The organism is Gemmatimonadota bacterium, from assembly GCA_040882465.1.
Taxonomy (GTDB): Bacteria; Gemmatimonadota; Gemmatimonadetes; order Longimicrobiales; family Gaopeijiaceae; genus JBBEBG01.
Map to the genome: position 1 here is coordinate 10,719 of JBBEBG010000030.1, position 25,318 is coordinate 36,036.

Consider the following 25,318-nt stretch of genomic DNA (forward strand, 5'->3'; position numbering starts at 1 on the left):
CCCCCCCCCCCCCCCCCCCCCCCCCCCGCCTCTTGGTGCTGTGCCACCTACGCGAGCGAAACTTCGAGGCCCGGCCTCTCGGGAAGGGACAGGAATCCCGGCTCCGAGAAATCAAACGGATCGTCGAGGTTCGGAATGAGTTGGCGGAGCTGGTCAGGCATCTCCGCGTACTGCTCCCCGTACTCTTGCTCGTAGCGACGGCAGCTGTCCATGAACAACCTGACCATGTTCAGCATGTCCTCCTCGCCGCGGAGTCCGAAGTACGGGAAGTGGTCGAGAATGAACCCGAATGCCGCCTCGCAGTCTTCTCGATACTTGGCCGTATCGAGAATGTGGGCATGCCACACCTCGTCGATCTCCATGGTCGGCATGAACGGGTTTTCGCCCGAGACTGCCATGAAGAGGAAACGGCGATACAGAATCTCGAGATGATCTGCCTCCTCCCTCGAAAGACCACGACCTTCCGTAGGGTGCATCAGCTTGAACTTGATGCAGTCGAGATCGAGAGCTTCGATACGAGACCTCAGCTCTTCCCGACCGATTTCCGTCTGATGGCCCCCGGCCGGACCCGACGGAGGTGCTGGACGACAAGGCACGCCTCCGGTGCAAGCATGCTGGATGAGCTCCTTCTGAATCCACCGCAGCGTGGCGGGACTCAATGAACCAGCTGACATGGTGCTACCCTCCTCAAGATAGGGGCCCTTTCGCTCGCAAGACTGCCTTGAGAGCATGCATCTACTCGCCACCATATCACATTGACCTTATCAGGCCAACCTTCTTCGGATGAACCCATCCGAGCCCCTTGAAAGATCGGTGAAGGAGAGGGGGCGGGAGGCATAGGTCCTCCAGAAGTCCCCAATGTCCCCATGTCTACCCCGGTCACGTTCGAGGGCCGAGATTCGGCGTCCTATGGACACCTACCTCGGGAGTCCGCCCACAAACCGCCCCCCGTCCTCCGTCTCGACCGTATCCCCTGCAAGAAACCGCGTAAGACTACGCCGCATCGCAACTCGTGCCTTCCCGGAACGAGCGGTAGGTCCCGTTCTTTGGCGTGCCCAGGTGCAAAACAGGAAGTGCGTTGAGCGAGTCATGGCTACATAAAGAAGTCGTCGTTCCTCGGCGAGATCGGCACTCGGCCTCGGAATGACCTCATCCTCCAGGGCTGCTACCACAGTGGCGGTCACCGTGAGTCCCTTGGCAGAGCTCATCGTCATGACACGTACACCATCCGACGAGGATGATGCTCTGTCGCGCGCATACTGCCCGACTTGCCCCAGGTATCGAGAAAGTGAAATGTCTGCCTCGACAACTTCATCGAGTGACCTCAGTGTCTCCACTAGATCATCAGATAGGTTTGGCACAATCCCCGCACCCGCTCGACCCGTAATCCAATTTCCCCAGCCATCTTCTGGCATCATCGGAGGAACGTCCAATTCTTCTAGCCCCCGTCGTACATGTGTTACGAGATCGTTCGCAATTCGCCGCGCGGGTTCACGTATTCCCACAAAACCGTCAGCTGCCGCGTGACGTAGCGCCTCCGAGAATATTAGGCGTTGTGCGCGCGCCATCTCGTAAATCCCATCGAAGAAACGATCACCGAGTCCTTGTTCCATCCGAATCAGAGCACCCCACGCAACCGAGTCGTCAGGATTCGCCGCGACACGCAGGAGTTCCATCGCGAGGCGGTTTCCTGGCTCAGCCAACATCGCGTTGACGCCCGAAGTGTCCTGAACTTCGATTCCCAGTCCCCTCAATTTCTCTTTGATCGGGTTACTAAACGCTCCGTTGTGATCAGCCCTCAATAGGATCATGATCTCACTGGGAGCGACCCCACGCTCTCTTATGAGATGTCGTACGATTCGTGCGATTCCTTCAGCCTCGCGCGACTGCGAACTGAACGCTAGCAAGTGGACGTCACCGGGAACGCAGTGAGCCGCGGGCGTCATTCTTGGCTTGGCTGGGCGGTCGGGGTCTCGATCGATAATACGGGTCGCCCACTCGAGAATGTTGTTGCCAAGGCGATGTCCTATCGAAAGGCTATACTGCGCAGCACCAACGAAGTCCGCTGCGAATCGTCGAATCCCCTCAGGAGCTGCCTTTCGAAACGAATAGATTGATTGGTCGTCGTCGCCGACCCCGATGACTACGCAACCTCGATCGCCAAGTCTACGTGCCACCTCAAGGTCGCAGGCGTTAAGATCTTGGTATTCATCCACGATCAGCAGGTCCCAATCGAGGCCCTCTGCGTCGGGATGATCGAGAAGAAGCCTCCTCAACGCATACGGAAGTTCCGAGAGGAGGGTGTAACCGAAGATCTCGCGATGCTCGATCCACGCACCTAGGAATCGTGCCCGCACACCCGGATCGATTTCTGGATCCTCTCCCTCCACCAACGACTCCCAATTGGCCGCCTGTTCGCGGAACAACTTTGTTACCTCGGTTGGCGTACTGGCCATGCGCCTTGCGAGACTTGGCAACACGACCTCAGTGTATTCCCAATCGTCGGCGATTCGGAGTGGATCCGGTAAGCCGGCCGCTCCGGGGTTCCTCACAAGCACAGAAAGCGCAAACGAATGCACGGTTGAGGGGCGCACATTAGCCTCGGCGGCATGTTCCAACACCTTCTTGGCAAGCTCCTGCGTAGCTGCCCGCGTGAACGTGAGCATCCCTACGCGCAACCTCGGGTTTTCACTCACCACTCGCGTAAGAAGGGCGACCAATGTTGCGCTCTTGCCGGTTCCAGGACCTGCCAAGACACACGCATGCCGGTCTTGTGGATGGACTATGACGCGTTGCTGTTCGGGTGTGGGGTTGAATGGCATGGTTTCTTGAATTCCTGATTTGGCTGACTGCCCCATTCTCACGGAATTGGAGAGTATGGTCAAATCGCAGTTGGCAATCGATACCTCGGTCCATTCGTCCGATCCGGCCGCCTTCAGACCTCCCTTCCCTTCGCATAGGATGACCACACGGCCAGCCGGCGGCCGTGTTACTAGTTAGTTCATTGAGAACATGGATTATTGTACTCTGTCGCACGATAGAGGACGATCCAGGGAAGAGCTCAAGATAAGGATCGCTGACACCCTATTCCTTCTCCACGGAGAGATTAGGGAGTTGGGCGACCTGGTTCATGAGCTACACGAGGACCTGATGGCTCTCGTATACCCTGAGGTCACCTTCTAGCATTTTGCGACGGTTCGATTCCTCGCGTTGGGCTGTGTCGCGAGGTGGCCTTGTTGCTACGTAGATTGGCGGTGTGAGAACCTGATGGATCTCGTCTCCCCTGACGCCACGCACCGGAGCACTCGCAACATGGCCAAAGCGACGGCTTTCAGTCACGTGACCATCAGTCGCATTTGGCGCGCCTTCGACCTCCAGCCGCACCGGAGCGAGAAGTCCTCAACGAGATCGATCGCGGCGTGCCCGAGGATATCTTGAGGTCCACGTCATCCGCCACAACGCCAGCGCCCACAAGAGCGCCCTCATCCGCCGCTGGCTCGAGCGCCATCCCCACTTCCAGGTCCACTACACTCCGACCTTTTCCTCGTGGATGAACCTCGTCGAGCACTGCCTCTCGGCCCTCCCCGCCAAGAAGCGCGGTCGCGGCATCCATTGCGGCGTGCGCGAGCTCGTCGCCTCCATCCGAGAGTTCAACAACGTCCCGAGTGTTCACACAACGAGACCGGTAAGCCCCATGCCTGGGTCAAGTCCGCCGACGAGATCCTCGTCAGCATCGCTCGCTTCGCCCAGCGCACTCTCCAGGCTCACGGTGACTCTCCTGACTTATACCCAACTGTTACAGTACACTAGCAGAGGTGAGGCTCAGGCCGCTCACGTGGTCTCCTAGACTGTTACGCCGATCTTGAATACGAGACCGAGTTGAGCCCGGGCCACCAACTTACCCGTCGGGTTGGAGCCTCAACGGAGAGGCACTACCCAAAGCCTACTACCCTTTCCTTTGGACCGGTACCCACATGAACGAACATCCCCCGCTTTTCATAGCGATTGAGGGCATCGACGGCGTTGGTAAGACAACCGTTGGGCGGGCGCTAGCGAAACACATGCGGGCCCATGGCAGGCCGGCGGAGGCGTGGGGTGTGCCCTTGCAGCCGTTCAGGCGCTTAAAGCGCTATGTGGCAACTGACTGCGACCTGAACACACAGTTCCTTTTTCACCTAACCGGCGTGGCGGACGCGTCACGTGTAATAAATACCACACTCTCTTCCCACACGGTGATTTGCGCAAGGTACATTCATTCGACCCTGGCGTATCATCGAGCGCTTGGCGCGACATTGCAGATTGATCCCGGCTCATTGGGAATCCGCTGGCCCGACATTGTCTTCTATCTGACGGCCGCGGACGAGCACGTGCGTCGCGCGCGAATCGCGCGGCGCGGGGAGCGCGACGCCACTGACAGGCTTGCATTCGAGAAAGGAAGCCTGCCAGAGCGGATCGACGCAGAGTATCGCCGCTTCACCTCCCTGACAACCATCGAGACTTCACGGCTAACGGTTCGCGAGGTCATCGCCAAGATCATGCTCCAACTCAGGCGATAGATCCGCGTCCAGGCGTGATCGTCACGCGAACGGATCTATCATGAGGGTCTCAAGCGGCAATTGGTCGGCGTGGATCCCGACGGCAATCGCATACGCTCGGATCTCACTAAACGACTTCGAGTCGTCTCTGTGGGCTTCGAAGAACCTGTCCTTGAAGAAGACGTGCATTACGCCATCTCGAACAAGATGGAAATACCAAGTGGGCAGCAAGTCGCGGACAGCCAGCGCCGCGACGCGACTCAAGTTGCGGTTCTCGACCTCGACTCGATGAAAAGAGAACTCGCCGCGTGCTTCCTCGCCTTCGAGAGTCGCTTTCTCCGTGCCGACAATACTGAGTTCGGCCAGCAACTCTAATGATGCGAGGCTCTGCTCGATCAGCACTCCCTGCCACGCATTGTCCGAAGGGGTGATGGGACTTGTCGTAGGGACATCGTCGTGAGTCATGGGATCACCATACCATGGATTCGAAGTGATCGCTGATGGATCCGACCAATCGTGTCGGGTCGGACGTCAGTCGACGAAGGGGAACGCGACAACGTCCTGAATGGATGAGTTTATGAGGAGCATGAGGATGCGATCGATGCCGATTCCGAGTCCACCCGTAGGCGGAAGTCCGTGCTCCAGCGCATGCAGAAAGTCTTCGTCTAGCAGGCCGCTGAAAAAACTGTCGGCGACGGTCTGACGGACCTTCTCAGCGGATCGAGATGCAGGCGAACGACACGACCAGGCCCTGGATGGCCCCCGATCGGGGCCTCCGGGAGCCCCGCGAACGGGGCTTTCGGCCTCTGCACAAGCCCTCAGGCGGCCTGGGCGCACGCCTCGAGCCGGACCATCCGGAGGAGGTTGTACGCCGCGTTCACGATGAGGGCCTGTTGCTCGATCTTCCAGCGATCGACGTGGCGACTTCGTCGGAGCCCACCAACGGTCTTCTTCCAGCCGATCACTTCCTCGACGCGCTTTCGGATCCGCTGCGCGACCCGGTAGCGCTGCGTCCCCTGACGTCGTCGGGCACGGCGGCGAGCCTCGGCCTCCGGCCCCGTTCCACGGATGGGTCCCTGCGGGACCGGGATGAGTGGAACGACGCCTTCCTCGCTCTCCAACTCGTGAAGGAAGGCGCCTGCCGCGTATCCCTTGTCGGCCGCGAGCGATTTCATCCGAAGCCCGTGACGACGGCGACTCCGTTTCACCATCCGGAGCGCCTCGACGCGTTCGGCCCTTCCGTTCGCTTCGCTCACGCTCACGTCCACGACGAGCCCGGACCGGTTCTCCATCAGGACGTGCGCCGAGTGCGACAGCCTCGCCTCCCGTCCCGACCCCTTGCGGGCCAGCCGCGCCTCGGGGTCGGTCAGCGAACGGTGCGTCGCGTTCCTGCGCCGCTCCCCGCGAAAGTCGACCGTCGGGTTCCCCGGATCGTCATCCTCCGAGTCGTCGCTCACCCGCTCCGCCCCGGACCCGATGGGTCGCAGGCTCTTCATCGAGGCGTAGCTCTCGATCAGCGTCCCGTCTACCGTGAAGTGGTCCTCCGAGGCCCAGTTCTTCGCATACCCCCACTCGACGACCCGGTCGAAGAAGGTTCGAAGCAGTCCGTGCGACTCGAAGCGCTCCCGGTTCTTCGTGAACGTCGTCGCGTTCCATACGGTCCCGTCCAGCGACAGATCGATGAACCACCGGTAGAGCAGGTTCATCTGGACCTGTTCGACCAGCTGCCGCTCCGACCGGATCGAGTAGAGCGCCTGCAGAAGGAGCGCCTTGAGCAGCATCTCCGGCGGGATCGAGGGCCGGCCCATCCGTGCGTACGCCTTGTCGAAATCCCGCCGCATCGAGCCCAGCACCTCGTCCGCCCGCGCCTTCACGGCACGCAGCGGGTGATCCGTCGGTATCCAGGACTCGATGTCGATCGCGTAGTAGATCTGCGACTGGTAATCCGGCTTGCCGCGCATCCGAGACGCTCCACGATGAAGGCCACGAGGAAGGACCTCCAAATTTACCTTCCCGACCCTCCATCCGGCACCGCTGAATCAGGACTTTTTCAGCGACCTGCTAGAGGACCTGGCTCTTCTCCAGCCCTGGTTCTGGCATCTAGAACGTCAACCATTCGGTTCCGCTGGTCCGTCGGATCCGTAAGTTCCGAGAATGCGTGCGCGATCTCCACGCCACCGACATACGCCTCAAATCGCTCGATTATTCTGGGGTCCTCCGGGTGCCGAGCTGCCGCACAGATGGTCTCGACCGGGTAATCCATTAGGAACGTCGGTTCCGTTAGGTCAGGCTGAACGTGAGCCTCGATCACCTTGTCGATCAGTGTCCAACGCGGTGTTGCCCCCGAGAGATGCGACCCCGCGGCTCCCAGCAGCTGACGTAATTTGTCCTCGTTCGCATTCAGGATGTCGAGTCCCGTCTTGGCTAACACAGCCTCTCGCAGCAGTACGCGCTTCCATGGCCTGCGGAGATCAACTGTGCGGCCGTCGACCTGAATCAACGAATGGCCGAGCGCTGCCTCAGCCGCGCTCGCGACTAGCTCTTCTGTAAGCGCCGCCATCCCCTGATATTCTGCGAATGCTTGGTAGCACTCCATCAGCGTGAACTCTGGCAAGCCTTGGTGAGATCCCGTTTCGTACCGGAAGCTCTTGCCGATTTCATACACGCGACCGAAGCCCCCTACCACGAGGCGCTTGAGGTATGACTCCGGACAGATACGGAGATAGAGCTGGCTCGTGGAATGTGACGCTACAAAGTGAGATACAGGGGCCACGTCGGGGGCACGGAGCAAGATCGGTGTTTCCACTTCCAAGAACCCCCGCGCATCGAGAACCTGGCGAAGCGCACGGATGACCTTGGCGCGTACGACAAGGTTTCCGCGCAACTCGGGCGTTAGCAGGAAGTCGACTTCTCGGTGTCGGTAGCGGTGCTGCGGAGAGTGACCAAGCCAATCCTCTCTCGAAGGTAGCGGACGATCTGGACGGACCTTGATCTCTATTTGAGTGCAGGCGATGGCCATCTCACCCGAGCTGCGATCGATCTTGCCCGTGGCGACAATAATGTCCCCTACGCGGGGCGCCGCGGATCGGCCACCGATGTTTCGTATGAGTACGGACCCAGTGCCGTCTGAGAGCTCGAAGTTCTCTTCATCGACGAGAGCAGTGATCCGACCGCCGACTTGGACGCGGGCACCCGCGTCGCCCGGTAACTCATCAACCTGTCGAAGGGGCGGAGGTGAGATCGCTGCCTGGCTCAGCATGTCGGGCCCACTGGTCACCCCGCGCGCCGCTGCGCGCAAACAAAACGCGGTGTGCCCCTGGATCCGCGCTCGACACGCGGTTCCCCGAATCCCCCAACGTGGCGGATGCAGTCGGCGACATTGCTCGTCTGGCCTTCATCTGTTTGCAGCAGCAGCCACCCGTCTGCGCGCAGGAACTCCAGGCCAGAGCTGACTATCGCCCGATGACACGCGAGACCATCTTTGCCGCCGTTTATCGCGAGTCTAGGGGCGAACGTGGCGAATCCTGACGGCAACTCGGCGAGACTTCGCTCTTCGCAGTAGGGCGGGTTACTGACGATGAGATCGATGGATGACCCGAGCCCATCGGCTCGGAGCGGGTCCAGCCAATCTCCATGGTAGCATTTGATGCGGTCCTCCAGCCCATGGGTGGCGATGTTCCGCCGGGCGATGTCCAAGGCGTCGGACGCGCAGTCAGTCGCGTAGAGCGCCGCCTTTGGGAGGCGGCGGGCCAGCACAATCGCAATCTTGCCACACCCGGTTCCGGCTTCTGCGATCAATCGGGCGTCGATGCGCGATGCAAGCTCTGTCGCGACGTCGAACATCCGCTCCGTCTCGCTGCCCGGGATCAAAGTTGCTTCCGAGACGGCGAGCCGCACGCCCCCGACGTAGCAGTATCCAAGATACAGCGGTACCGGAGGCAGCGGCGATCGAGAAAAGTAGTCTTCCAACAGGACAGCGCCCTTCGTCGACAAGACCTCGGCGTCGAGAGGGTGAACGTCGGCGGGCTCGACCGCGAGCGCGGCCGAGACGAGCAGGCGAGCGTACGTGGCGTGAGTTTCGAACCCGGCCACTCGTTCGAGCCGCACCTGGACCTCCCGTAAGACATCACGAACGGTGGTCTGGCAGAAGGCCGACGGCGGCTCATTCACAGCCGGAGCCATCCGTCCAAAGGGTTGTTAGCGCAACCACTGAGAGATCTCCCAGAGGTGACCGTCTGGGTCAACAAAGTTCGCAGTACGCTGGCCCCATGGTTGATCGGAAGGCTTCTTCACGAACGGCACTCCGCGTCCGGCCAGTTCCTCGTGCGTCTTTCGCACATCATCGACGAAGGCCGCGAGCTGGCCTCGAACCTGCTGCGCGCCACCCGTGGTGACGAGATCTTTGGGCACTAGGCTCTGTGCGATCGAAACGCTCAAGAGTCCGATGGTCGTGTTGTCGAGCTCGAACTCAGCGAATCCCTCGGCCTCCATCTTTAGCTTGAGGCCGAGTTGGTCACGGTAGAATGCCTTGGACACATCCAAGTCGCTCACGAACAGCACGACGGCATCAATCCTTTTCAGCACTTGGCCTCCTCGATGCGGATTGGTTTGATCGGATCGTCTTAGTTCCTGACGCCTGTCACAAGCGTAGCTCCGCGGCGAGCCACGGAATGGCTGCCTTCCTATGCCGCCAGAAGAGATCTTCCCAAAGGACATGGGTCGCGAGGCCCGCGTAGGGGCCAAAGGTCCTCCTCACATCCCGTAGGATCCGGCGAGCGGAGACTCCGTCCTCTCCGTAGAGCAGACGTGAGTAGATCTTCTGTTGCCATGGGGCAAGGTGGTCAAAGGCCGCGGGACGATGGAAGGCCTCTGATCGCAAGATTCGAGCAGTCTCCGGGCCCACTCCATAAATCGTGAGGAGGTTGGCTCTGAGCTCATCGTCATCCAGCTCGCGTAGTGCTCGCTCGTCAATTGCCCCTGCGGCGAACTGTGAGGAAAAACGCTTGAGCGCCCTTGCGCGGTACCCGATCCGTAGCTCTCTCAACTCCTCCTCTCCGACGTCCTCCAGTTGCTGCGGGTGCCACAGCGCGTCAAGCGCTACCCCGTCGAACAGCAGCCGCTGACCGAATGCGTCTAGCAACGCGGCCAGCATCTGAACCGATCGTCTCACGTGAGTATTCTGAAGAACCAGGCCTACGACCAGCAGCTCATACAGAGAGTACGGAGTCGATGCCCTCGTTCCCATCCAGCGACGGAATACGGTCTTGGTGGTCATCTTCTGTGCATATACGAGCGTTCGAAAAGCGGAAAGATCCTCAGCCAGCGCATATCGAAAAGTCAGCTCCTGTAACACTAGTTCAGACTCGTCGCGCGTCAGCGCCCGAGTGAAGAACATGCTCACCGCGATGCTCGGGCGGACGCCACTTGTCGAGTCGGAGAGCTTCAAGCCGATGAGCTGACCGTTGATGCGAATGCTCTGATGAAAAGTGCCTGGCGCCCAACGCGTGAGTGTCGTGGGGAAATGAGAGGGCTTCTCGAAGGTCCCATCGAAATGAAACGGTGGCCGAGGAAAGAGCTTTCCTCTGGTCACGACATCGTAGGCGACAGGCGCCTGCGATGTCGGCCGAGGTCGCGGGCCGGGATCTCTTTTCGATGTCGTCGTCACGGTCGTCATTCTATCACACTCCACGACGGAGCGACCGGCCGATCGCGTGGGGCGGGAACCACTCCAAAACACGTCCTGCTCGCCAACCGAGCCCCTGCAGGCGCGGCGATGCAAGGGACGTGTTCAGGGGCCGTCGTGGATGAACCTCGTGGGCTATATAGGTCTTGGGGCGCGCGGATGCGATCGCGAGATCATGGAGTGCGATGATCTGCCGGAATTGATACCGCGATAGGGCGTCCGGTCCTCCAGCGTGCCAGATACCTCCGACACCCCCGGCCACTACGAGATGCACAGCACGACGAACGTCCTCGACGTGCACGGGTGAGGAGATCCGGTTGGTGTCGACGTAGTCGTCGGGACGTTCATGCCGGCGGGGAAATAACCCTTCTCGTGTTCCCTCAGAATCGAAGAGTCCGGATACTCGCAGCACGAGGTGGCTTTCGTTCACTGAGAGGACGTGCTTCTCCCCGCGAGCCTTGGAGGCGCCATAGGCGTTGATGGGTGATGCACTGGAATCCTCAGCGTAGTGCCCCTGACGTCCGTCAAACACGTAGTCCGTGGATACATAGAGCAATCGGCAGCCGGGACGCTCCGCGATCTCAGCCGGAACTATCGCGTTCAGGAGCTCCGCCAAGTCCGGATCCGCCTCACACTCGTCAACGGACGTGAGGCCGGCGACATATATGACGAGGTCGGGTTGTAAGCCGTCGAGGCAGCGTTTGAGGTCATCGAACCGCGTAAGGTCAAGCTGGATGAGCCCGGGCGAGGGGTGCGATAGAGCGGTGCCGACTGTTTGCCATCCGTCCCCAAGGTCGAGGAGGTGTCGCCCGAGGAAGCCGGAGGCTCCAATAACGATGCACCGTCTCAAGGGAGAACCCGCAGTCCTGTGGTGGTCGACTCAGTCCGGTCCAACGTAAGATCCGGATGAAGGCCGTGCGTCTTCACCATTTGAGAAAATGAGGTCCGGTCCGACACCGCATCTGCGATATCCCGGATCAATGGGGCGAGCAGCGCGTCCGCCTCCTCAGGCCGGAGGCCAGGCGCGAGGAGGGCGCCAAGGCTTGGCTCGCCGTTGGGGCAAGAGGTCACCCATCCCTCGACGGAGTGCTTCAGGCCGTAGATGCCCTCCTGACAATAGTGCGGGCATCTACGGCACTTGGGCGCACGATGCGTCGCGCCAAGGCTGTCCTTGAAGCGTACCTCGACACCCTCCGCATCAAACCAAAAGAACGTGCACCCGAAGCGATCCTGGATGCCCCTCGCGCCAAAGCGCTCTTCGAAATCGTCCGCCAGGTGGCCGATCGGAACGAACTCACGTTCCCAGATTTCTCGTCGCTCCGGGGAGTAGTAGAAATCGAGAAGGCTGACGTACGCCTGACCGCTGTGGCCCAGTTCGTTGGTGCGACGGGCGAAGGTCATTACCTCATCCAGCCCGCCGAGTGTCGACCTCATGACGACCGCGTTGATGCCGACGTTGAGCCCAAGCCTGCATGCCTCCGTGACGCAGTCCATCGCCCGCTGGAGGTCTGTGACCTTGCCGTTCGTGATCGACGCGTTGACGTACGGGTCGGCGGTGTCGACCGAGATCTTCAGGAGGTCCAGGCTCGGGGCCAGTGAGGGAAGCATTCGCAGGAGAGCGAAGCCGTTACTGGTCAGTTCGACCCGTTCAAAGATCCCCGCAGCGGCTTCGACGATCCTCGGGAGATCCCTATTAAGAGTCGGCTCGCCCCCAGTGATTGAGACGCCACGGATTCCGTTCCTCGCGATGTGCTCAAGGTTCTGAACGTACTCCTCCGAGGTGAGCTTCTGGCCGGCTAGGGCAGCGGGAACGCGGTTTTCCATCCCCTCTTTCTTCGGGCAGTAGCAGCAGTTTTGATTGCACTGGTTCGCCACGGAGGCGCGCAGATAGATCGGATCGGGGCTACGCGTCGACATAGGGCGATAGCTCCCGGTTCACTTCCCGAACCCGGTCCACCTGGCCCGGGTCGTGAATGGATGCGTAGCGTGCCTGGTAATAGTCGATCTTAGCCCACTCGTTCAGGGTCCGGGGCGCGACGAAACCCTCGCGCTGTATCAGCGTGAAGATCGGTGTTCCGGGCCACGGCTCGAGGAAATGCACCTTCGCCTGGTGCTCAGACCACGTCCCACGCACGGCGCGCGCACACTCGTACGTCCTCTCGTAATGCCCGGGGTCCGCGCCTGGCCATCCGACGATGAAGGTGAACATTCCGCGAATACCGGCGGTCGCGAGCCGTTCAACTAACTCGGGGATATGCGCCGGGTCGTATCTCTTCCCGGCCAAGCGGACGATCTTCGTATCCGGGCTCTCGAGGCCGACCAGTACTCGCGCCAGGCCGAGGTCGGCTAGTTCGGCCAGCTTCGAGTCGGGCATGGCGGACAGATCGGCCGGATGTAGGGTCGCGGCCCAGGGCAGCCCAAGTTCCTCGGCGAAACGACGAGCGAAGAGCGACGCACGGTCGAGATCATGGAAGAAATTCGGGTCGTGCAGCTTGAAGCCGTCGGCACCAGCTCTGTCGCGGATCGCCTTCGCGATCTCGATGGAGCTCTCGACTTCGTGCGTGATCCACTGACGAGACGAGGTCTGAGGCTCTGAGCAGTACGTGCATGCCCTGGCGCATCCCTCAGACGTGATGAGGTTCACGGTGCGCTCGGCGATGGCGACGTCCGAGTTCACGTACGGAGCCCAGTCCTCGATGAGGTCGAGGGCGGAGATCGTGGTGGTGGACCGAGCCTGTCGGTTGTGGAGGGGAAGGAATACTCCTGACTGGATCGTCTTGGGCTGCTCGTAGGGCCAGGGGCCGCGAGCGGCGGCGGCCGCAAGGCCCCCGAATGCCGCAGCGCCGAACCCGGGAATCACCGCATTGATTGGTGCTTCTCGAAGCGTTTCGGACGGAAAGAGCGTCACGTGTGGGCCGCCCCAGACTACCCGAGCTCCGGCGTCGATCGCTTCGTGAGTGGCGGCCAGCGCGTCGGTGATCGCGTGTCCGGTCATCACGCTTACCGCGAGCAGGTCGGTCTTCCCCAGGCCGCGCACCCTTTCCCGCCAGTCGTCCGAGACACGGGCGTCCAGGAGTTCTACGCGAAGACCGGATTCCTGTGCTCCTGGCGCCAGCATCAACGCGAACCAGGGCGTCCAGACCTGCTCGTCACCCGAGCTGTTGAGGTAGTTTCGCGCGGCGAAGGTGCGCGGTTGGAAGAACACGACGCGTTCAATCACTCGTCCAAGTCCTTGCAACGAGGAGGCGCGTCCTGCCGTGAGGCCCGTTGCGGCGGCGAACGATGCGTGGTCAAAGCAGACTCGAGAGCCTTTACGACGCGTGCTCGCAGCAAGTCTGGCTCGAGGACGCGAACCAACCCCCCGTAGCTCAGGACCAACGGAATGAGCCACTCGTCCGAGTCCACCGGCATCTCGACAATCCAGTGGTCGTCGTGCCTGTGGATCACCTGGTCCTGCTTCCAACCAAACGACTCGAAGTCGTGGGTAGCCGGCGAGTCGATCCGAAGCCGAACCATGCGGTCACCACGCCCGAAGCTGTCGAGGAGATCCGCCCACATAGCAGTCAGATCGAAGCCCGGGATGCGCGCGTACTGTTTTCCGGTGGACTTCGCGGCCAGGATTCGCGAGATGCGATATCGCGCGAACTCCCCTGACTTGTGCGAAAACGCCACGAGGTACCAATGGCCTTGTCGCCACACGAGACCGTAGGGATCGACCACCTCGCTCGACGCTTCCGTCCCGGCCCGATCAATATGGAGGAGATCCATCGTGCGGTCGTTCAGGACCGCCTGTTTGATAGTTCCGAAGCTTGGGCTGCTCGAGTCGCGCCAAAGCCAAGCAGAAGTGTCGAAGAGAAAGCGGTCCTTGATTCGGCGAACCAGTTCCCCCTGGGGCCCTGGCATGGACCGGGAGAGAAGTTCAGTGGCCGTTGTAATTGCTCGGTTCACCTCTGACGATCCTTCGGCAACGGACTGAGGCAGGTCGGCTTGAACGTAGACAAAAGGGTCGACCGGGTAGTGTTCGACTAGCTCGTAGCCCCCCGAGGGTCCCGGCACCCCGCGTATGGGGACACCGGCATCGATGAGGGCATCGATATCCCGGTAGACTGTGCGCACGGTGACCTCGAGGCCAGTCGCCAGAGCCTCGGCGGTCAGAGACTCCGAAGCTCGGAGCATGAGGATGATCGACGCCCGCCGGGTTGAGCGATCCAGTGTCGTCACGAGTTAATACTGACAAGATACTGACATGGTGTCAAGGATGAAGGGCGCTGGTACGTGGCTCTCCCGGACAATAGGAATGGCGCCGGGCACCGGTACAAACGCTGTTCAGAGAAGCGTCTGACTTGCACGAACGATCGTAACGCTCTCACCGGTGCTGCGTGTTCAACGGTCACCGCGGCGCCCTCCGTTGGGGCTAAGCGCAACGGTAGTAGCCGCATGAGGCGAGCCGTACGGAGATAACAGGGACAAGGCCGCAGGGGGAGAGGAAGCCGCCTCTACCGTCGGAAACGTCCTCCGTTGCCTCCTATCTAACCCCTGATACGCTGGCATCGGGCGTCCACGGATGACCGTGGACGGACCCGTTCTTTCCTGCGAACGCCGTACCTAGGCCCGCTCATTCGAGAGCCCACGGACGGCGTTTCGTATTCACCGGGATGATCCCCGGAAGGAGACACCGAAATGCCAGCCAGCAAGAAGAAACTCGTAAGGGCGCCGGCCCCGAGGGTAAGTCCACCACCAAGGGTAGTCCTCTACTCCACCGAGCTCCCACCCTCCGTGGCCGAGCACGGAGACCGCGTGACCGGTCCCGAAGCGGCGGCCCGGCTCATTACCTCGTTCATCGGACGAAAGGACAGGGAGCACTTCGTGGTGGTTCATCTTTCCACGAAGCATCGGCCGGTGGCGATCGAAACGATCTCCATTGGCTGCCTTTCCTCCGCTCTGGTCCACCCCCGCGAGGTGTTCAAGTCGGCGGTGCTCGCGAACTCCGACTGCATCGTCATCGGACACAACCATCCCTCCGGAGAACTCGAACCTTCTCCGGAAGACCGAGCGGTCTACCGGCAGCTCACCGAGGCCGGGAAGATCATGGGCATCCGAGTCCTGGACTTCCTGATCGTGAACGAGTCCAAGTGGTACTCGCTCACGCAGGAAGGCGTGAAGTGAGAGCCCAGGTATCGCTCGGACGGACGCTCATCACCCCAGGAGCCATGTGCTCCCTCCCTCCAGTCGACGTACTTGAATCCCTCTCCCGCCACGCCGTAGCTGATTGGGGAGACTTGGATCCCGAAGACCGCGAATCCAACGACCGCGCTCTCCGTTGTGGTGGACGCCTTCTCTCCTCATATCGCACCTCCACCGAGGTGAAGTTCTGGATCATCACGGAATGGGATCGGTCGGTCACGACCATCCTCCTCCCGGAGGAGTACTGATCCTGAAGGACCCAACCCGCCGGGCTGGGTCCTTTTCATTTGCGCGTTCTCGTCGAAACGCTGGTCATCGTAGCACCGTCCGGAGACGCCCATCAGTTCCCGAAAGGAAGGGGTGAGGCCCCCCGAGGCAAGAAGTCGCTCTACGCTTCACCCTTCAGAATCCAATTAGCGACGTCATTGGTGGGAGTCCCCGCGTAGGCGATGAGCACGAGCTTCCACCAGGACACGAGATCCTCCACGGGAACCCCTCCCGGACCTTCCAAGTCCTCGATCAGCGCATCAAGGAGTTCTTGCCCGCGCGGAAGCCCCTGTACCAAAGCGACGTACTTCCCGGGAAACGTGTGGTGGCGGTCCATCCAGGAAGGATGTGGTTCCCCTCCCCGTATAGCCCATGTCTGTATGGGACGGCGCCGCACCTATCCAACGGAGTCCTCAACGTCGTCGAGGGCCTAGGTGTTCCTTCAGCACCTTACGGATTGCGTCGGACACCTCCGCCAGAACCGGGCCCTCAAGGCCAATCAGGACCGCTCTCATGAGCTCGGCGGACACCGTGCCGCGGATCTTGGAGTCCTGAAGCGATGCGAGATACCGGCCGAGCAGGGCGAGGGCCTCCTCCACGGCCTCGGTGCTGATGGACTCCGCGGTGGGGTGTTGAACTCGCGCATGCCAGGCCATGAGCTTCATCCGCGTCCCGCGATACGGTTCCCTCCCCTCAAGGAAACTCCGAAGCCCGCTGTAGCTCATGCCAACTTCGGCTGCCACAGCTCGTAGCGAGGTCTCCTCGACCCGCTTCTTGGCGAGCCTCCGGATTCCTGCGATGCCAACATCGGATCTAGCCGGCATTGACACCCGCCGGCTCGGTTCCTAGGTTGTGCGAATCTTGTGCGAATATTGGTTCGGTACACTGGGAAGCATACCTCCGAAAAGCTTTCCGACGCAACGGCGTGGACAGCGGTTCCGGGGTCCCTCGTCCATCATGGAGAAACGAACGAGATGAAGTACCTCGCCATCATGTTCGTCTCGCCCCTCTACTTCGTCATGCGGAAGAGCTGGGGCGCGTTTGTTCTCAACAGCCTCATCTACGGGACCGCTGTGATCCTTCTCGTCTCCCTCGTGGGAGCCTTCATCGCTCCGTTCTTCTGGGCCGTCGCGGTGGGCCACGCAGGATGGCACCTCCGGAAGGAGGTGATGGCTGAGCACGCCGAGATGATCGCCACGAAGATAGCCGAGAAGATGGGCCAACCTCGGTGAATCGTGCTGACTCTCAAGCTCCGCAGGCCGTCGTCACGGACGACCTTTCCTGGGAAGGTCACCAACGTCACTGGCTGCAGATGTCCACTCATGAATGTCGGAGGCGCTATGCGTAGTCAATCGGCAATATCGATGTTGGTCCTACCCGCCGTTATCGTCGGCTGTGCGAGTGCTCCGCAGCAAAGAGACATTGTAAACTCGTTTCCGGTGCCCAGTGCGACCACGGAAGAGGTATTCACTGCAACGGTACAGTCACTAGCTGCCTTAAATCTTCCAGCCTCTTCCACGGACCGCAATTCAGGCACGATCGCCACGGAATGGACGGGTTTGACAGAAGCAGCTCAGTATGCTGATTGCGGAAGTGCGGGCGTTGCCAACTCCTTCCGCAACTATGAGACTCGCATAAACGTACTGATCACGAACACCGGACCGCAGCCTGAAATTCGCATCAACACAACATTCCGTGCAGACCGCTTTGAGGGTGGTCTTACTCAACGAGTCCTAGACCAGAGGACCTGCCTATCTACCGGAGTCCTTGAAGCGGAGATAAATGCCGCGATCCAACAGCGCCTCACGGGCGGCTGAATTTCCCCCGGGAGTCGCGCGCCTACCAGACGTTGTCCCGATCCAATCTTGCGTGACTGGCCTATACCAGCGGCTCTGCAATGTGCGGACGGCATATCGACTCTCGTTTTGACCAGACCACACTTGCGAAGATAGTGGAGTTCTCTCCATGCACCCTTCCGGATGCTCGTCCGAGCGTGATCAACGACAAGTCGAGGAGAAACTCATGAGAAGGGAGGAGAGCCCTTAGGAGTCCACTGGCCCCGATCGAGGCCCACCTTCCCGGACCTTTTCCTCCCGATCGGCGGGTGGGACCTCCTTGGGTACGGGAGGTGCCATCGGGCATCATGAGCCGATGGCATCCTTCCCGGACCACATCACCTACTTCGCCCGCACCAACCACCGGAACTCGGACACCCCATTCGGCATCCGACAGGAAGACCGCTTCTCCCACTTCTACGTGATCGGGAAAACCGGGACGGGGAAGTCCACCCTCCTCCGCACCATGGCTCTCCAGGATCTCGCCCGGGGAGAGGGATTCGCGCTTTTCGATCCGCACGGAGACCTCTTCTCCGAGATCCGTAGCGCGATACCCGCTGAGAGATCCGGAGGAGTCACGGTCCTCGACATTCCCGACCCCGCCATCGACTGGCACTTCAATCCGTTCGCGAACGTCTCGGCGGCAATGCGGCCTCTCGCGGCCTCGGGGCTCATCGAAACCTTCCGAAAGATCTGGCCGGACGACTGGGGCCCGCGGCTTGAGCACATCCTTAGGAACATCGTCTTCACCCTCCTCGAGACGTCGGGAAGCACCCTCGGAGACGTTCCCGGCCTTCTCACTGATCGGGAATACCGGAAGTCCGTGGTGCAGGAGATCGAGAACCCCGCCGTGAAGGAGTTCTGGACGAACGAGTACGAGAAGTACACGCCGGGCTTCAGGTCCATGGTGATCGCTCCGCTCCAGAATAAGATCGGAGCGCTTCTCACCAATCCCCTCGTCCGCCGGATCTTCGTCGAGCCGGGACGGGTCGTTCGTCTGCGCGAGCTCACGGACCGAGGGGGCGTCCTCCTCGTGAATCTGGACAAGGGCAAAATCGGCGAGGGGCCGGCTACGATCATCGGAGCCTTCCTCCTCTCCCAAATCGCTTTGGCCGGGCTGTCTCGGAGCAACCAACCGGCGGAGAATCGGCGGGACTTTATCGTCTACCTCGACGAGTTTCAGACCTTCACCACCCTCACCCTCGCCAACATGCTCTCAGAACTCAGGAAGTACCGGGTGGGGATGGTCCTCGCTCACCAATACCTCGGACAGTTGGATACGGAGGTTCGGGATGCCGTTTTCGGGAACGTGGGAACCATGGTTTCGTTCCGCGTAGGAGCGGCGGACGCCGAATACCTTGGCCGCGAGTTCGCGCCCACCTTCAACGCGACGGATCTCACGAGCCTCCCCAGGTACTCCGTTTACCTCAAACTCATGATCGAGGGTGAGACATCGAAGCCATTCTCCGCCGAGACGCTCGGATCCCTGGACGAGATCCCGGCGGGCATCAGCGCGGCGGCTTCCTGAATTTCCCGGACCATACAGATTACGTCTTATAATACTTGCCTCCCTGTCAGTCCGGACGCATTCTCCCTCGTTTGCCTTCCGCCCCATATCCAAGGGAGGTGTCCATGGCCGCGGCGCCGATCGTCTTCTCGCACTGGTATCAGCTCATCGAGGGCCTTCAGGCCTCGCCGATGGAGTTTTACTCCTCGGTCGAGAACGCCGTGGGGAGGCGCGAGCTTCCCGATACCAAGCTTGGTCGCGTGGACTGGAAGGAAGGCGGTGTTTTTTCCGCCAAGCGCGAGTACCTCAGAGCCCGTCGGCGTGAGTACATCTTCGACATCTGTGGCGCGCCCTTCGGAGACGGCTTCTTCATCTCCTGGTGGCTCGGAGAGAAACCCTCCGGCCTACTCGCGCTCGTCCTCATGATTCCGTTCGTGGGAGTCTGGATTCGGCGATTCTTGAAGCCGGTCACGTACTACCAGATCGACACCGCCCTCATGTTCCAGACTGCGATCCACGGTGCGGTGATCGAGGTCCTCGACGGCCTCACTACCGCCCGGGGCCTCCGGGCCCTCACGGAGCTTGAGCGCCGTCCGATCCAGCGCGAATACTTCCAGCGCTGACCCATGCGGAGCACGGTCGAGGCGCTCACAGCGAACTTCTACGCCTGGGAGCTCGCTGGAAGGGGCTGGCGCTCATACAAGGAGCCGGTGGCCCTGGAGCCCCCGTTCGCGCCTTTCCTCGGCCATTTCGCGCCACCCGGCACGATTCGGGATGACGCCAGGAAACCCACGTTCCTCTCCTCACTATGGGAGGGACTGATCGGTCGTCCGTCTGAAGAACATGCCGCCAGGGAGGAACTGGAAAGGCCGGAACCGTCTTCGCCCCGCCGGCGAACCGGCCCCCTATCCCAGATCGAGATCCTCGTCCCGCCCGAAGCGAAGATCGATCCCGCCACCTCCGAGGCTTGGCTCCGTGCGATATCCGCGGGAACGGGGCCCCTGAGCCTGGAGCTTTTGGGAGGCGGCGGTCGAGTCTCGCTCCGGCTCGCCGTATCGGGTGAGGATCTAGGGCAGCTTCGGAGCCAGGCCCGAGCCTTCTTTCCGGGTGCGGTCCTTCGGACAGTCGCGCCCCTCCGTCAGTGCTGGGATGGCGAATCCGGGGCACCGGCGTTCGCCCTGGAGTTCGGACTCGCCCGCGAGTTCATGATTCCGCTCCGGACGTTCCAGGCGCGCCCGGATCCGCTCACTCCTCTCCTGGGCGCTCTTTCGGGAGCGGGAAATGGAGAGGTGGCGCTCGTACAAATTCTGTCGGAGGAAGTCCGATCTCCGTGGGCGCCGAGCGTGATCGCGTCCGTGACCGCTCCAGATGGCGAGCCGTTCTTCGTGGACGCTCCTGAGATCACGGAGCTCGCACGGGAGAAATGCTCCGATCCCCTTTACGCCGTGGTTCTGCGGGTGGCGGCCCGTTCCGGTGCCGAGGATGGCGTCTGGAGACTTCTTCGGGCCGCAACCGGAGCCCTCGCACAGTACGGAACGCCGGACCGGAACGAGCTCGTACCTCTCGCCGGGGGCGATTCGAACGCCCTGATCGAAGACATCCTGGAGCGCACTACCCGGCGAAGCGGGATGATCCTCTCCCTGGCGGAGCTCTCCTCACTCTTCCGCCTGCCGGGATCGGAGACGCGGAGTCCGGCTCTCATCCGTGTGCCCGAACCCGAGATCGTCCTTCCGCGAGAGGTCCGTGAAGGAACGGGTACGGTCCTCGGCTGGTCCCGGCATCGCGGAGAGGAGGTTCCTGTTCATCTCCCGCCTGAGGCGCGGCTCCAGCACACCTACCTGATCGGGGGAACTGGTACCGGGAAGTCCACGCTCCTCGAGCGGATGATTCTTCAGGACATCGAAGTCGGGGAAGGGGTCGGAGTCCTCGATCCCCACGGGGACCTGATCGAGGACGTGCTGGGGCGGATTCCCGAGGAGCGGGTCAAGGACGTAATCCTATTGGACCCGGCCGATCCGGAGGCCTCCGCCGGGTGGAACATCCTCGGCGCGCACTCGGATGCCGAGAAGGACATCCTCGCCTCTGACTTAGTGGCCGTGTTCCGGAGACTCTCCACATCCTGGGGAGACCAGATGAACGCGGTCCTGGCAAATGCAGTTCTGGCCTTCCTAGAATCGAACCGGGGCGGCACCCTTAAGGATCTGCGCCTTTTCCTCCTCGACGAGACGTACCGGGCCGCCTTTCTCTCCACCGTCCAGGACGACCACATCACCTCGTTCTGGACCCAGGAGTTCCCACTTCTCGTGGGGAAGAAGCCCCAGGGACCGATCCTCACTCGCCTCGACACTCTCCTCCGCTCCCGGCTCGTGCGAGAAGTCGTATGCGAGGAGGAGAAGCCGCTCAACTTCCGGGCGATGATCGACGAGGGCGCGATCTTCCTGGCCAAGCTCTCCCAGGGAGCGATCGGCCAGGAGAACGCGGCGCTCTTAGGGTCCCTTCTCGTATCCAAGTTCCACCAGGTAGGGCTTTCTCGTCAGGACACCGAGATGCGATCCCGAAGGCCCTTCCACCTCTACCTCGACGAATTCCACCATCTGGCCACTCCCTCCATGGCGTCTCTCTTCTCGGGCGTCCGAAAGTACAGGCTCGGTCTCACCGTAGCCCACCAGGACCTGTATCAGCTGCATCGAGAGATGCCCGAGGTGGAGAGGGCGGTCCTCACCAATGCCTATACGCGAGTGGTCTTCCGGGTCTCGGATGAGGACGCGCGAAAGCTCGAGAAGGGAATGGGAGAGTTCACCTCCGAGGATCTCACAAGCCTCGGAAGGGGCGAGGCACTTTGCCGGGTGGGGCGGAAGGACCAGTCCTTCCGCCTCCGGACGGAACCTCTCGAAGCAGTTCCGGCCGAGAGGCTTGAGCGGCGGCGCGAAGAGGTCCGGAGGGCGAGCCTGGAGCGCCATGGGAAGCGCGGAACGGCTCGCCCGTCCTCGGAACCACCTCCGAAGCCCATCGCGCCCACAAGGCGCCCCGCGCGCGATCCTGAGGCACCTGAAGGTCCGGTCTCAAGCATCATGGATCCATCCGCTCTACCGGGACGCGGCGGAGCCGTCCACAAGTACATCCAGGGACTCGTGACCGAGTGGGGTCGGGCCGAGGGGTTCCGCTCAGACATCGAGAAGCAGCTTCCGGACGGGAGACGGGTGGACGTTGCTCTCACCCGTGGAGATCTCCGGATCGCGTGCGAGATCGCCGGCACGAGCACCATCGAGCAGGAGATCCGGAACGTCCAGAAGTGCCTTGCTGGCCCGTTCAGCCATGTCGCCGCCATATCACTCGACCGACACTTCCTCGGGGAGCTCTACGCCAAGATCTCCGACGAGCTTCGCTCGGAAGAGCTCGCCCGGGTGAGCGTCCTCTCCCCAGAAGAGTTCCTGGCCTTCCTCAAGGCCCAGGAACCGGACATGAGGGAAAGCACCGTGCGCGGATACGCCGTGAAGGTCCGGCACCGGGTCTCCGGCGAGGGGAACGAGGAGAATCGTCGGAAGGCCGTGGCCGAGGTGATGCTCAGAAGCGTGAAGCGCGTGAGGGAGGAGGCGTCATGATCAGAGAGGCGAAGAAGGGTCCGGTCGCACGGACCGAACGAAAGCCGGTGGGCATCTGGATCCGGGTCTCCACCGAAGACCAGGCCAAAGGCGAGAGCCCCGAGCACCACGAGCGCCGGGCCAGGATGTACGCCGAATCGAAGGACTGGGAGGTGGTCCGCCTCTACGACCTCTCCGGGGTCTCCGGGAAGTCCGTGAAGGACCATCCCGAGGCGAAGGCCATGCTCGAAGACGTGGCCACCGGCCGGATCACAGGACTCATCTTCTCAAAGCTCGCCCGCCTGGCCCGGAACACCCGGGAGCTCCTCGACTTCTCGGAATACTTTGAGACCCACCGGGCGGATCTCGTCTCCCTCGCGGAATCCATCGACACCTCCACTCCCGCTGGCCGGTTTTTCTATACCCTCATCGCGGCCATGGCCCAGTGGGAGCGGGAAGAGATCGCGGATCGGGTGAAGGCGTCCGTGCGCGTGCGAGCACAGATGGGGAAGCCTCTTGGTGGCGCGGCTCCCTTCGGCTACCGGTGGGAGGACGGGAAGCTCCGGCCAGATCCCGCGGAGGCCCCGGTCCGAAAGCACATCTACGAGCTATTCGCCCAACACCGACGCCTCAAGACCGTCGCCCGGTTCATGAACGACGCCGGCTACCGGACCCGCAACGGAAGCCAGTTCACCGGCACCACCATTCGACGGCTGATCGAGGACCCGACGGCCAAGGGAGTGAGACGCTCGAACTACACCCAGAGCGTGGGAGACGGGAAGCATTGGATCCTCAAGCCTCCGGAGGAGTGGATCCACACCGAGGTGGAGGCGGTGGTGTCCGAGGAGCTTTGGAATCTCTGTAACGGCACCATCCAAGGGTGGAGGGAGAACCGGAAGCCGGTTCGGAAAGTGACCCATCTCTTCGCCGGTCTCACCATCTGCGAGTGCGGCGGGAAGATGTCCGTGCCGTCCAATTCGCCCAAGTACATCTGCCGGGAGTGCAAGAACAGGATCCCGGTGGAGGATCTGGAGGCCGTCTTCAGGGAACAGTTGCACGGATTTCTCCTCTCTCCCGACGAGGTCCGGTCCTACTTCGAGACGGCCGACTCCACGCTCAAAGGAAAACGGGAACTCATCACGACGCTGAAGGAGGAGGAAACGAAGATCCGTTCCGAGATGGACAAGACGTACCGTCTTTATCTCGACGGGACGATCAGCTCGCAGGGCTTCGGCGAGAGGTACCAGCCGCTCGAAAACCGTCTCGCCCAACTTGGCGAAGAGATCCCCCGCGTAGAGGGAGAAGCCGACTTCCTGGCGGTCCAGTACCTGTCCCGGGAAGAGATCGTCTCGGAGGCACGGGACCTGTACGGTCGCTGGGATTCCCTCTCTCCCGAGGAGAAGCGACGGATCGTCGAGGACGTGGTGGAGCGGATAACCATTGGGGGAGATACGGTTTCGATCGACCTCCTCTACTCCCCCGCCGCCCCCCTAACCGTGGCATCAGGGGCTCACGGCCTCAGGGATTCATGGCCGCAACGAGGGTGAATCGCGCGGGGAATCGGACGCGGTCGCGGACCCGCACGATCGAGATCCATCCATCCTCCAGAGGCTGCCGGAGCGTTTCCAGGGCCGATCTCGAGAATTCCGGAAGCTCGTCCAGGAAGAGGACTCCGTGATGGGCGAGGCTCACCTCGCCCGGCCTGGCCGGCGAACCCCCGCCGGCGAGACCCGCGGTCGAGATCGTATGGTGCGGCGCCCGGAATGGACGGTGAAACACCAGCGCCTCTCCGGGCGGCAGGAGCCCCGCAACGGAAAACACGGTCGTCACTTCAAGCGCCTCCTCGGGGGTGAGAGGGGGAAGGATTCCGGCCATCCGGCGGGCCAACATCGTCTTTCCGGCGCCCGGTGGGCCCATCAGAAGGAGATTGTGCCCCCCGGCGGCGGCGACCTCCAGCGCACGCTTGACCGCGGCATGTCCGCGAACTTCGCACATCTCCTCGCCCTCGCCCGGCGATCCGGCGAGAAGACGCTTCACGTCCACACGCACGCGTGTCCCGCCCGCCTCCCCACGCAGCAGGGCGACGACTTCGCCGAGCGATGCGGCGCCCACGACCGCCATCGCCCCGGCCCCAGCCGCCGCCTCTCCGGCGTTTTCCCGCGGCACGACGAGGGTTTCCACGCCCCCTTCCCGGCACGCCGCGGCCACCGCTAAGGCGCCCCGCACCCCACGGACCTCGCCGTTCAAGCCGAGCTCTCCCAGGAAGGCCCGACCGGCGAGCGCCGCGGCCGGCACATGACCCGCTCCGGCGAGAAACCCGAGGGCGAGAGGGAGGTCCAGTCCGGTCCCCTCCTTCTTGAGATCGGCCGGCGCGAGGTTCACGGTGATTCGCCGCGGCGGGAGCGCATACCCGGCCGCCTGGAGCGCCGCTCGCACCCGATCCTTCCCTTCCCGCACCGCGTTCTGGGCGAGACCCACGACCGAAATGGACGGGAGCCCGTCGGCTACGCTGACCTCCACCCTGACCAGGACGCACTCGATCCCGACGAGCGTTCCGGAGAGCACTTCCGCGAGCATCGTGCCCCTTCGTTCACCTTTTCCCCCGGGCCCAACGCCCCGCGCGCCGGCCCCTCGCGAATCAGGGCGATTCCAGCGGGCGCGGCCATGGGAGCGACGGCCTCTTCGGGGACCCGCGGCTGCCCCCCACCACACTCCTCCCTCGACGC

Annotated in this window: 24 protein-coding genes; 8 read left to right on the forward strand and 16 right to left on the reverse strand. The window is 62.0% G+C overall.

Annotation, left to right across the window (positions count from 1 at the left end):
• Positions 1 to 47: 47 nt before the first annotated feature.
• Together WEG36_11000 and WEG36_11005 are read right to left on the reverse strand one after the other, a co-directional pair.
• A complete protein-coding gene (locus tag WEG36_11000; protein MEX1258133.1) occupies positions 48 to 674 on the reverse strand; it encodes a hypothetical protein in 627 nt (208 codons plus the stop codon).
• Positions 675 to 917: 243 nt separating this feature from the next.
• On the reverse strand, positions 918 to 2,858 hold the full coding sequence (locus WEG36_11005) for an ATP-dependent helicase (protein ID MEX1258134.1): 1,941 nt from the start codon (positions 2,856 to 2,858) through the stop codon (positions 918 to 920).
• A 1,116-nt stretch (positions 2,859 to 3,974) separates the two neighbouring features.
• On the opposite strand from WEG36_11005, the gene WEG36_11010 reads away from it, so the two are divergent.
• Positions 3,975 to 4,556: a hypothetical protein gene (locus WEG36_11010; GenBank protein ID MEX1258135.1), complete on the forward strand. Its 582-nt coding sequence runs from the start codon at positions 3,975 to 3,977 to the stop codon at positions 4,554 to 4,556.
• 21 nt (positions 4,557 to 4,577) lie between these two features.
• Here WEG36_11010 and WEG36_11015 read toward each other — a convergent pair whose 3' ends face one another.
• The 11 genes from WEG36_11015 to WEG36_11065 all read right to left on the reverse strand — a co-directional run bounded on the left by WEG36_11015 (position 4,578) and on the right by WEG36_11065 (position 14,439).
• Positions 4,578 to 4,937 carry a hypothetical protein gene (locus WEG36_11015; GenBank protein MEX1258136.1) on the reverse strand — a complete coding sequence of 120 codons (360 nt, stop codon included), beginning with the start codon at positions 4,935 to 4,937 and terminating at the stop codon, positions 4,578 to 4,580.
• 129 nt (positions 4,938 to 5,066) lie between these two features.
• On the reverse strand, positions 5,067 to 5,372 hold the full coding sequence (locus WEG36_11020) for an amino acid--tRNA ligase-related protein (GenBank protein MEX1258137.1): 306 nt from the start codon (positions 5,370 to 5,372) through the stop codon (positions 5,067 to 5,069).
• Complete coding sequence (locus WEG36_11025) at positions 5,354 to 6,496, reverse strand: IS5 family transposase (protein MEX1258138.1); 1,143 nt, start codon at positions 6,494 to 6,496, stop codon at positions 5,354 to 5,356. Before WEG36_11025 ends, WEG36_11020 begins: the two co-directional genes overlap by 19 nt.
• An 89-nt stretch (positions 6,497 to 6,585) precedes the next feature.
• Positions 6,586 to 7,794: an amino acid--tRNA ligase-related protein gene (locus WEG36_11030; protein MEX1258139.1), complete on the reverse strand. Its 1,209-nt coding sequence runs from the start codon at positions 7,792 to 7,794 to the stop codon at positions 6,586 to 6,588.
• Positions 7,795 to 7,808: 14 nt separating this feature from the next.
• Positions 7,809 to 8,717 (reverse strand): HemK/PrmC family methyltransferase, encoded by a 909-nt coding sequence (locus tag WEG36_11035; protein MEX1258140.1) that lies wholly within the window; start codon positions 8,715 to 8,717, stop codon positions 7,809 to 7,811.
• A 15-nt stretch (positions 8,718 to 8,732) separates the two neighbouring features.
• Positions 8,733 to 9,119: a VOC family protein gene (locus WEG36_11040; GenBank protein ID MEX1258141.1), complete on the reverse strand. Its 387-nt coding sequence runs from the start codon at positions 9,117 to 9,119 to the stop codon at positions 8,733 to 8,735.
• Positions 9,120 to 9,174: 55 nt separating this feature from the next.
• Positions 9,175 to 10,209, reverse strand: a complete 1,035-nt coding sequence (locus WEG36_11045) for a hypothetical protein (GenBank protein ID MEX1258142.1) — start codon at positions 10,207 to 10,209, stop codon at positions 9,175 to 9,177.
• A gap of 4 nt (positions 10,210 to 10,213) precedes the next feature.
• Positions 10,214 to 11,068, reverse strand: a complete 855-nt coding sequence (locus WEG36_11050) for an SDR family oxidoreductase (GenBank protein ID MEX1258143.1) — start codon at positions 11,066 to 11,068, stop codon at positions 10,214 to 10,216.
• Positions 11,065 to 12,135 (reverse strand): radical SAM protein, encoded by a 1,071-nt coding sequence (locus tag WEG36_11055; protein MEX1258144.1) that lies wholly within the window; start codon positions 12,133 to 12,135, stop codon positions 11,065 to 11,067. Before WEG36_11055 ends, WEG36_11050 begins: the two co-directional genes overlap by 4 nt.
• Positions 12,122 to 13,438, reverse strand: coding sequence for a radical SAM protein (locus tag WEG36_11060; GenBank protein ID MEX1258145.1), 1,317 nt, complete (start codon positions 13,436 to 13,438; stop codon positions 12,122 to 12,124). The genes WEG36_11055 and WEG36_11060 overlap by 14 nt, the downstream gene beginning before the upstream one ends.
• Positions 13,435 to 14,439, reverse strand: a complete 1,005-nt coding sequence (locus WEG36_11065; GenBank protein ID MEX1258146.1) for a YafY family protein — start codon at positions 14,437 to 14,439, stop codon at positions 13,435 to 13,437. The genes WEG36_11060 and WEG36_11065 overlap by 4 nt, the downstream gene beginning before the upstream one ends.
• 576 nt (positions 14,440 to 15,015) lie before the next feature.
• On the opposite strand from WEG36_11065, the gene WEG36_11070 reads away from it, so the two are divergent.
• The gene (locus WEG36_11070; GenBank protein MEX1258147.1) at positions 15,016 to 15,384 is read left to right on the forward strand and encodes a JAB domain-containing protein; all 369 of its coding nucleotides are present in this window, start codon (positions 15,016 to 15,018) and stop codon (positions 15,382 to 15,384) included.
• 44 nt (positions 15,385 to 15,428) lie between these two features.
• Positions 15,429 to 15,650 carry a hypothetical protein gene (locus WEG36_11075; GenBank protein ID MEX1258148.1) on the forward strand — a complete coding sequence of 74 codons (222 nt, stop codon included), beginning with the start codon at positions 15,429 to 15,431 and terminating at the stop codon, positions 15,648 to 15,650.
• A gap of 140 nt (positions 15,651 to 15,790) precedes the next feature.
• Here the strand turns inward: WEG36_11075 and WEG36_11080 are convergent, their stop codons facing one another.
• Both WEG36_11080 and WEG36_11085 read right to left on the reverse strand, forming a co-directional pair.
• Positions 15,791 to 16,006, reverse strand: a complete 216-nt coding sequence (locus WEG36_11080) for a hypothetical protein (protein MEX1258149.1) — start codon at positions 16,004 to 16,006, stop codon at positions 15,791 to 15,793.
• Between the two features lie 76 nt (positions 16,007 to 16,082).
• Positions 16,083 to 16,493 (reverse strand): hypothetical protein, encoded by a 411-nt coding sequence (locus WEG36_11085; protein ID MEX1258150.1) that lies wholly within the window; start codon positions 16,491 to 16,493, stop codon positions 16,083 to 16,085.
• A 150-nt stretch (positions 16,494 to 16,643) separates the two neighbouring features.
• Between WEG36_11085 and WEG36_11090 the strand changes: the two genes are divergently transcribed.
• From WEG36_11090 to WEG36_11110, 5 genes are all read left to right on the forward strand, one after another.
• Positions 16,644 to 16,901, forward strand: a complete 258-nt coding sequence (locus tag WEG36_11090; GenBank protein ID MEX1258151.1) for a hypothetical protein — start codon at positions 16,644 to 16,646, stop codon at positions 16,899 to 16,901.
• 919 nt (positions 16,902 to 17,820) lie between these two features.
• Complete coding sequence (locus tag WEG36_11095) at positions 17,821 to 19,032, forward strand: DUF87 domain-containing protein (GenBank protein ID MEX1258152.1); 1,212 nt, start codon at positions 17,821 to 17,823, stop codon at positions 19,030 to 19,032.
• A gap of 104 nt (positions 19,033 to 19,136) precedes the next feature.
• A complete protein-coding gene (locus WEG36_11100; protein ID MEX1258153.1) occupies positions 19,137 to 19,634 on the forward strand; it encodes a hypothetical protein in 498 nt (165 codons plus the stop codon).
• Positions 19,635 to 19,637: 3 nt separating this feature from the next.
• Positions 19,638 to 22,613, forward strand: coding sequence for a type IV secretion system DNA-binding domain-containing protein (locus WEG36_11105; GenBank protein ID MEX1258154.1), 2,976 nt, complete (start codon positions 19,638 to 19,640; stop codon positions 22,611 to 22,613).
• A complete protein-coding gene (locus WEG36_11110) occupies positions 22,610 to 24,139 on the forward strand; it encodes a recombinase family protein (protein ID MEX1258155.1) in 1,530 nt (509 codons plus the stop codon). Before WEG36_11105 ends, WEG36_11110 begins: the two co-directional genes overlap by 4 nt.
• Here the strand turns inward: WEG36_11110 and WEG36_11115 are convergent.
• Entirely contained in the window at positions 24,111 to 25,169 is a 1,059-nt protein-coding gene (locus WEG36_11115) for a YifB family Mg chelatase-like AAA ATPase (protein MEX1258156.1), read from the reverse strand. The two genes, WEG36_11110 and WEG36_11115, sit on opposite strands and share 29 nt — an antisense overlap.
• Positions 25,170 to 25,318 lie beyond the last annotated feature (149 nt).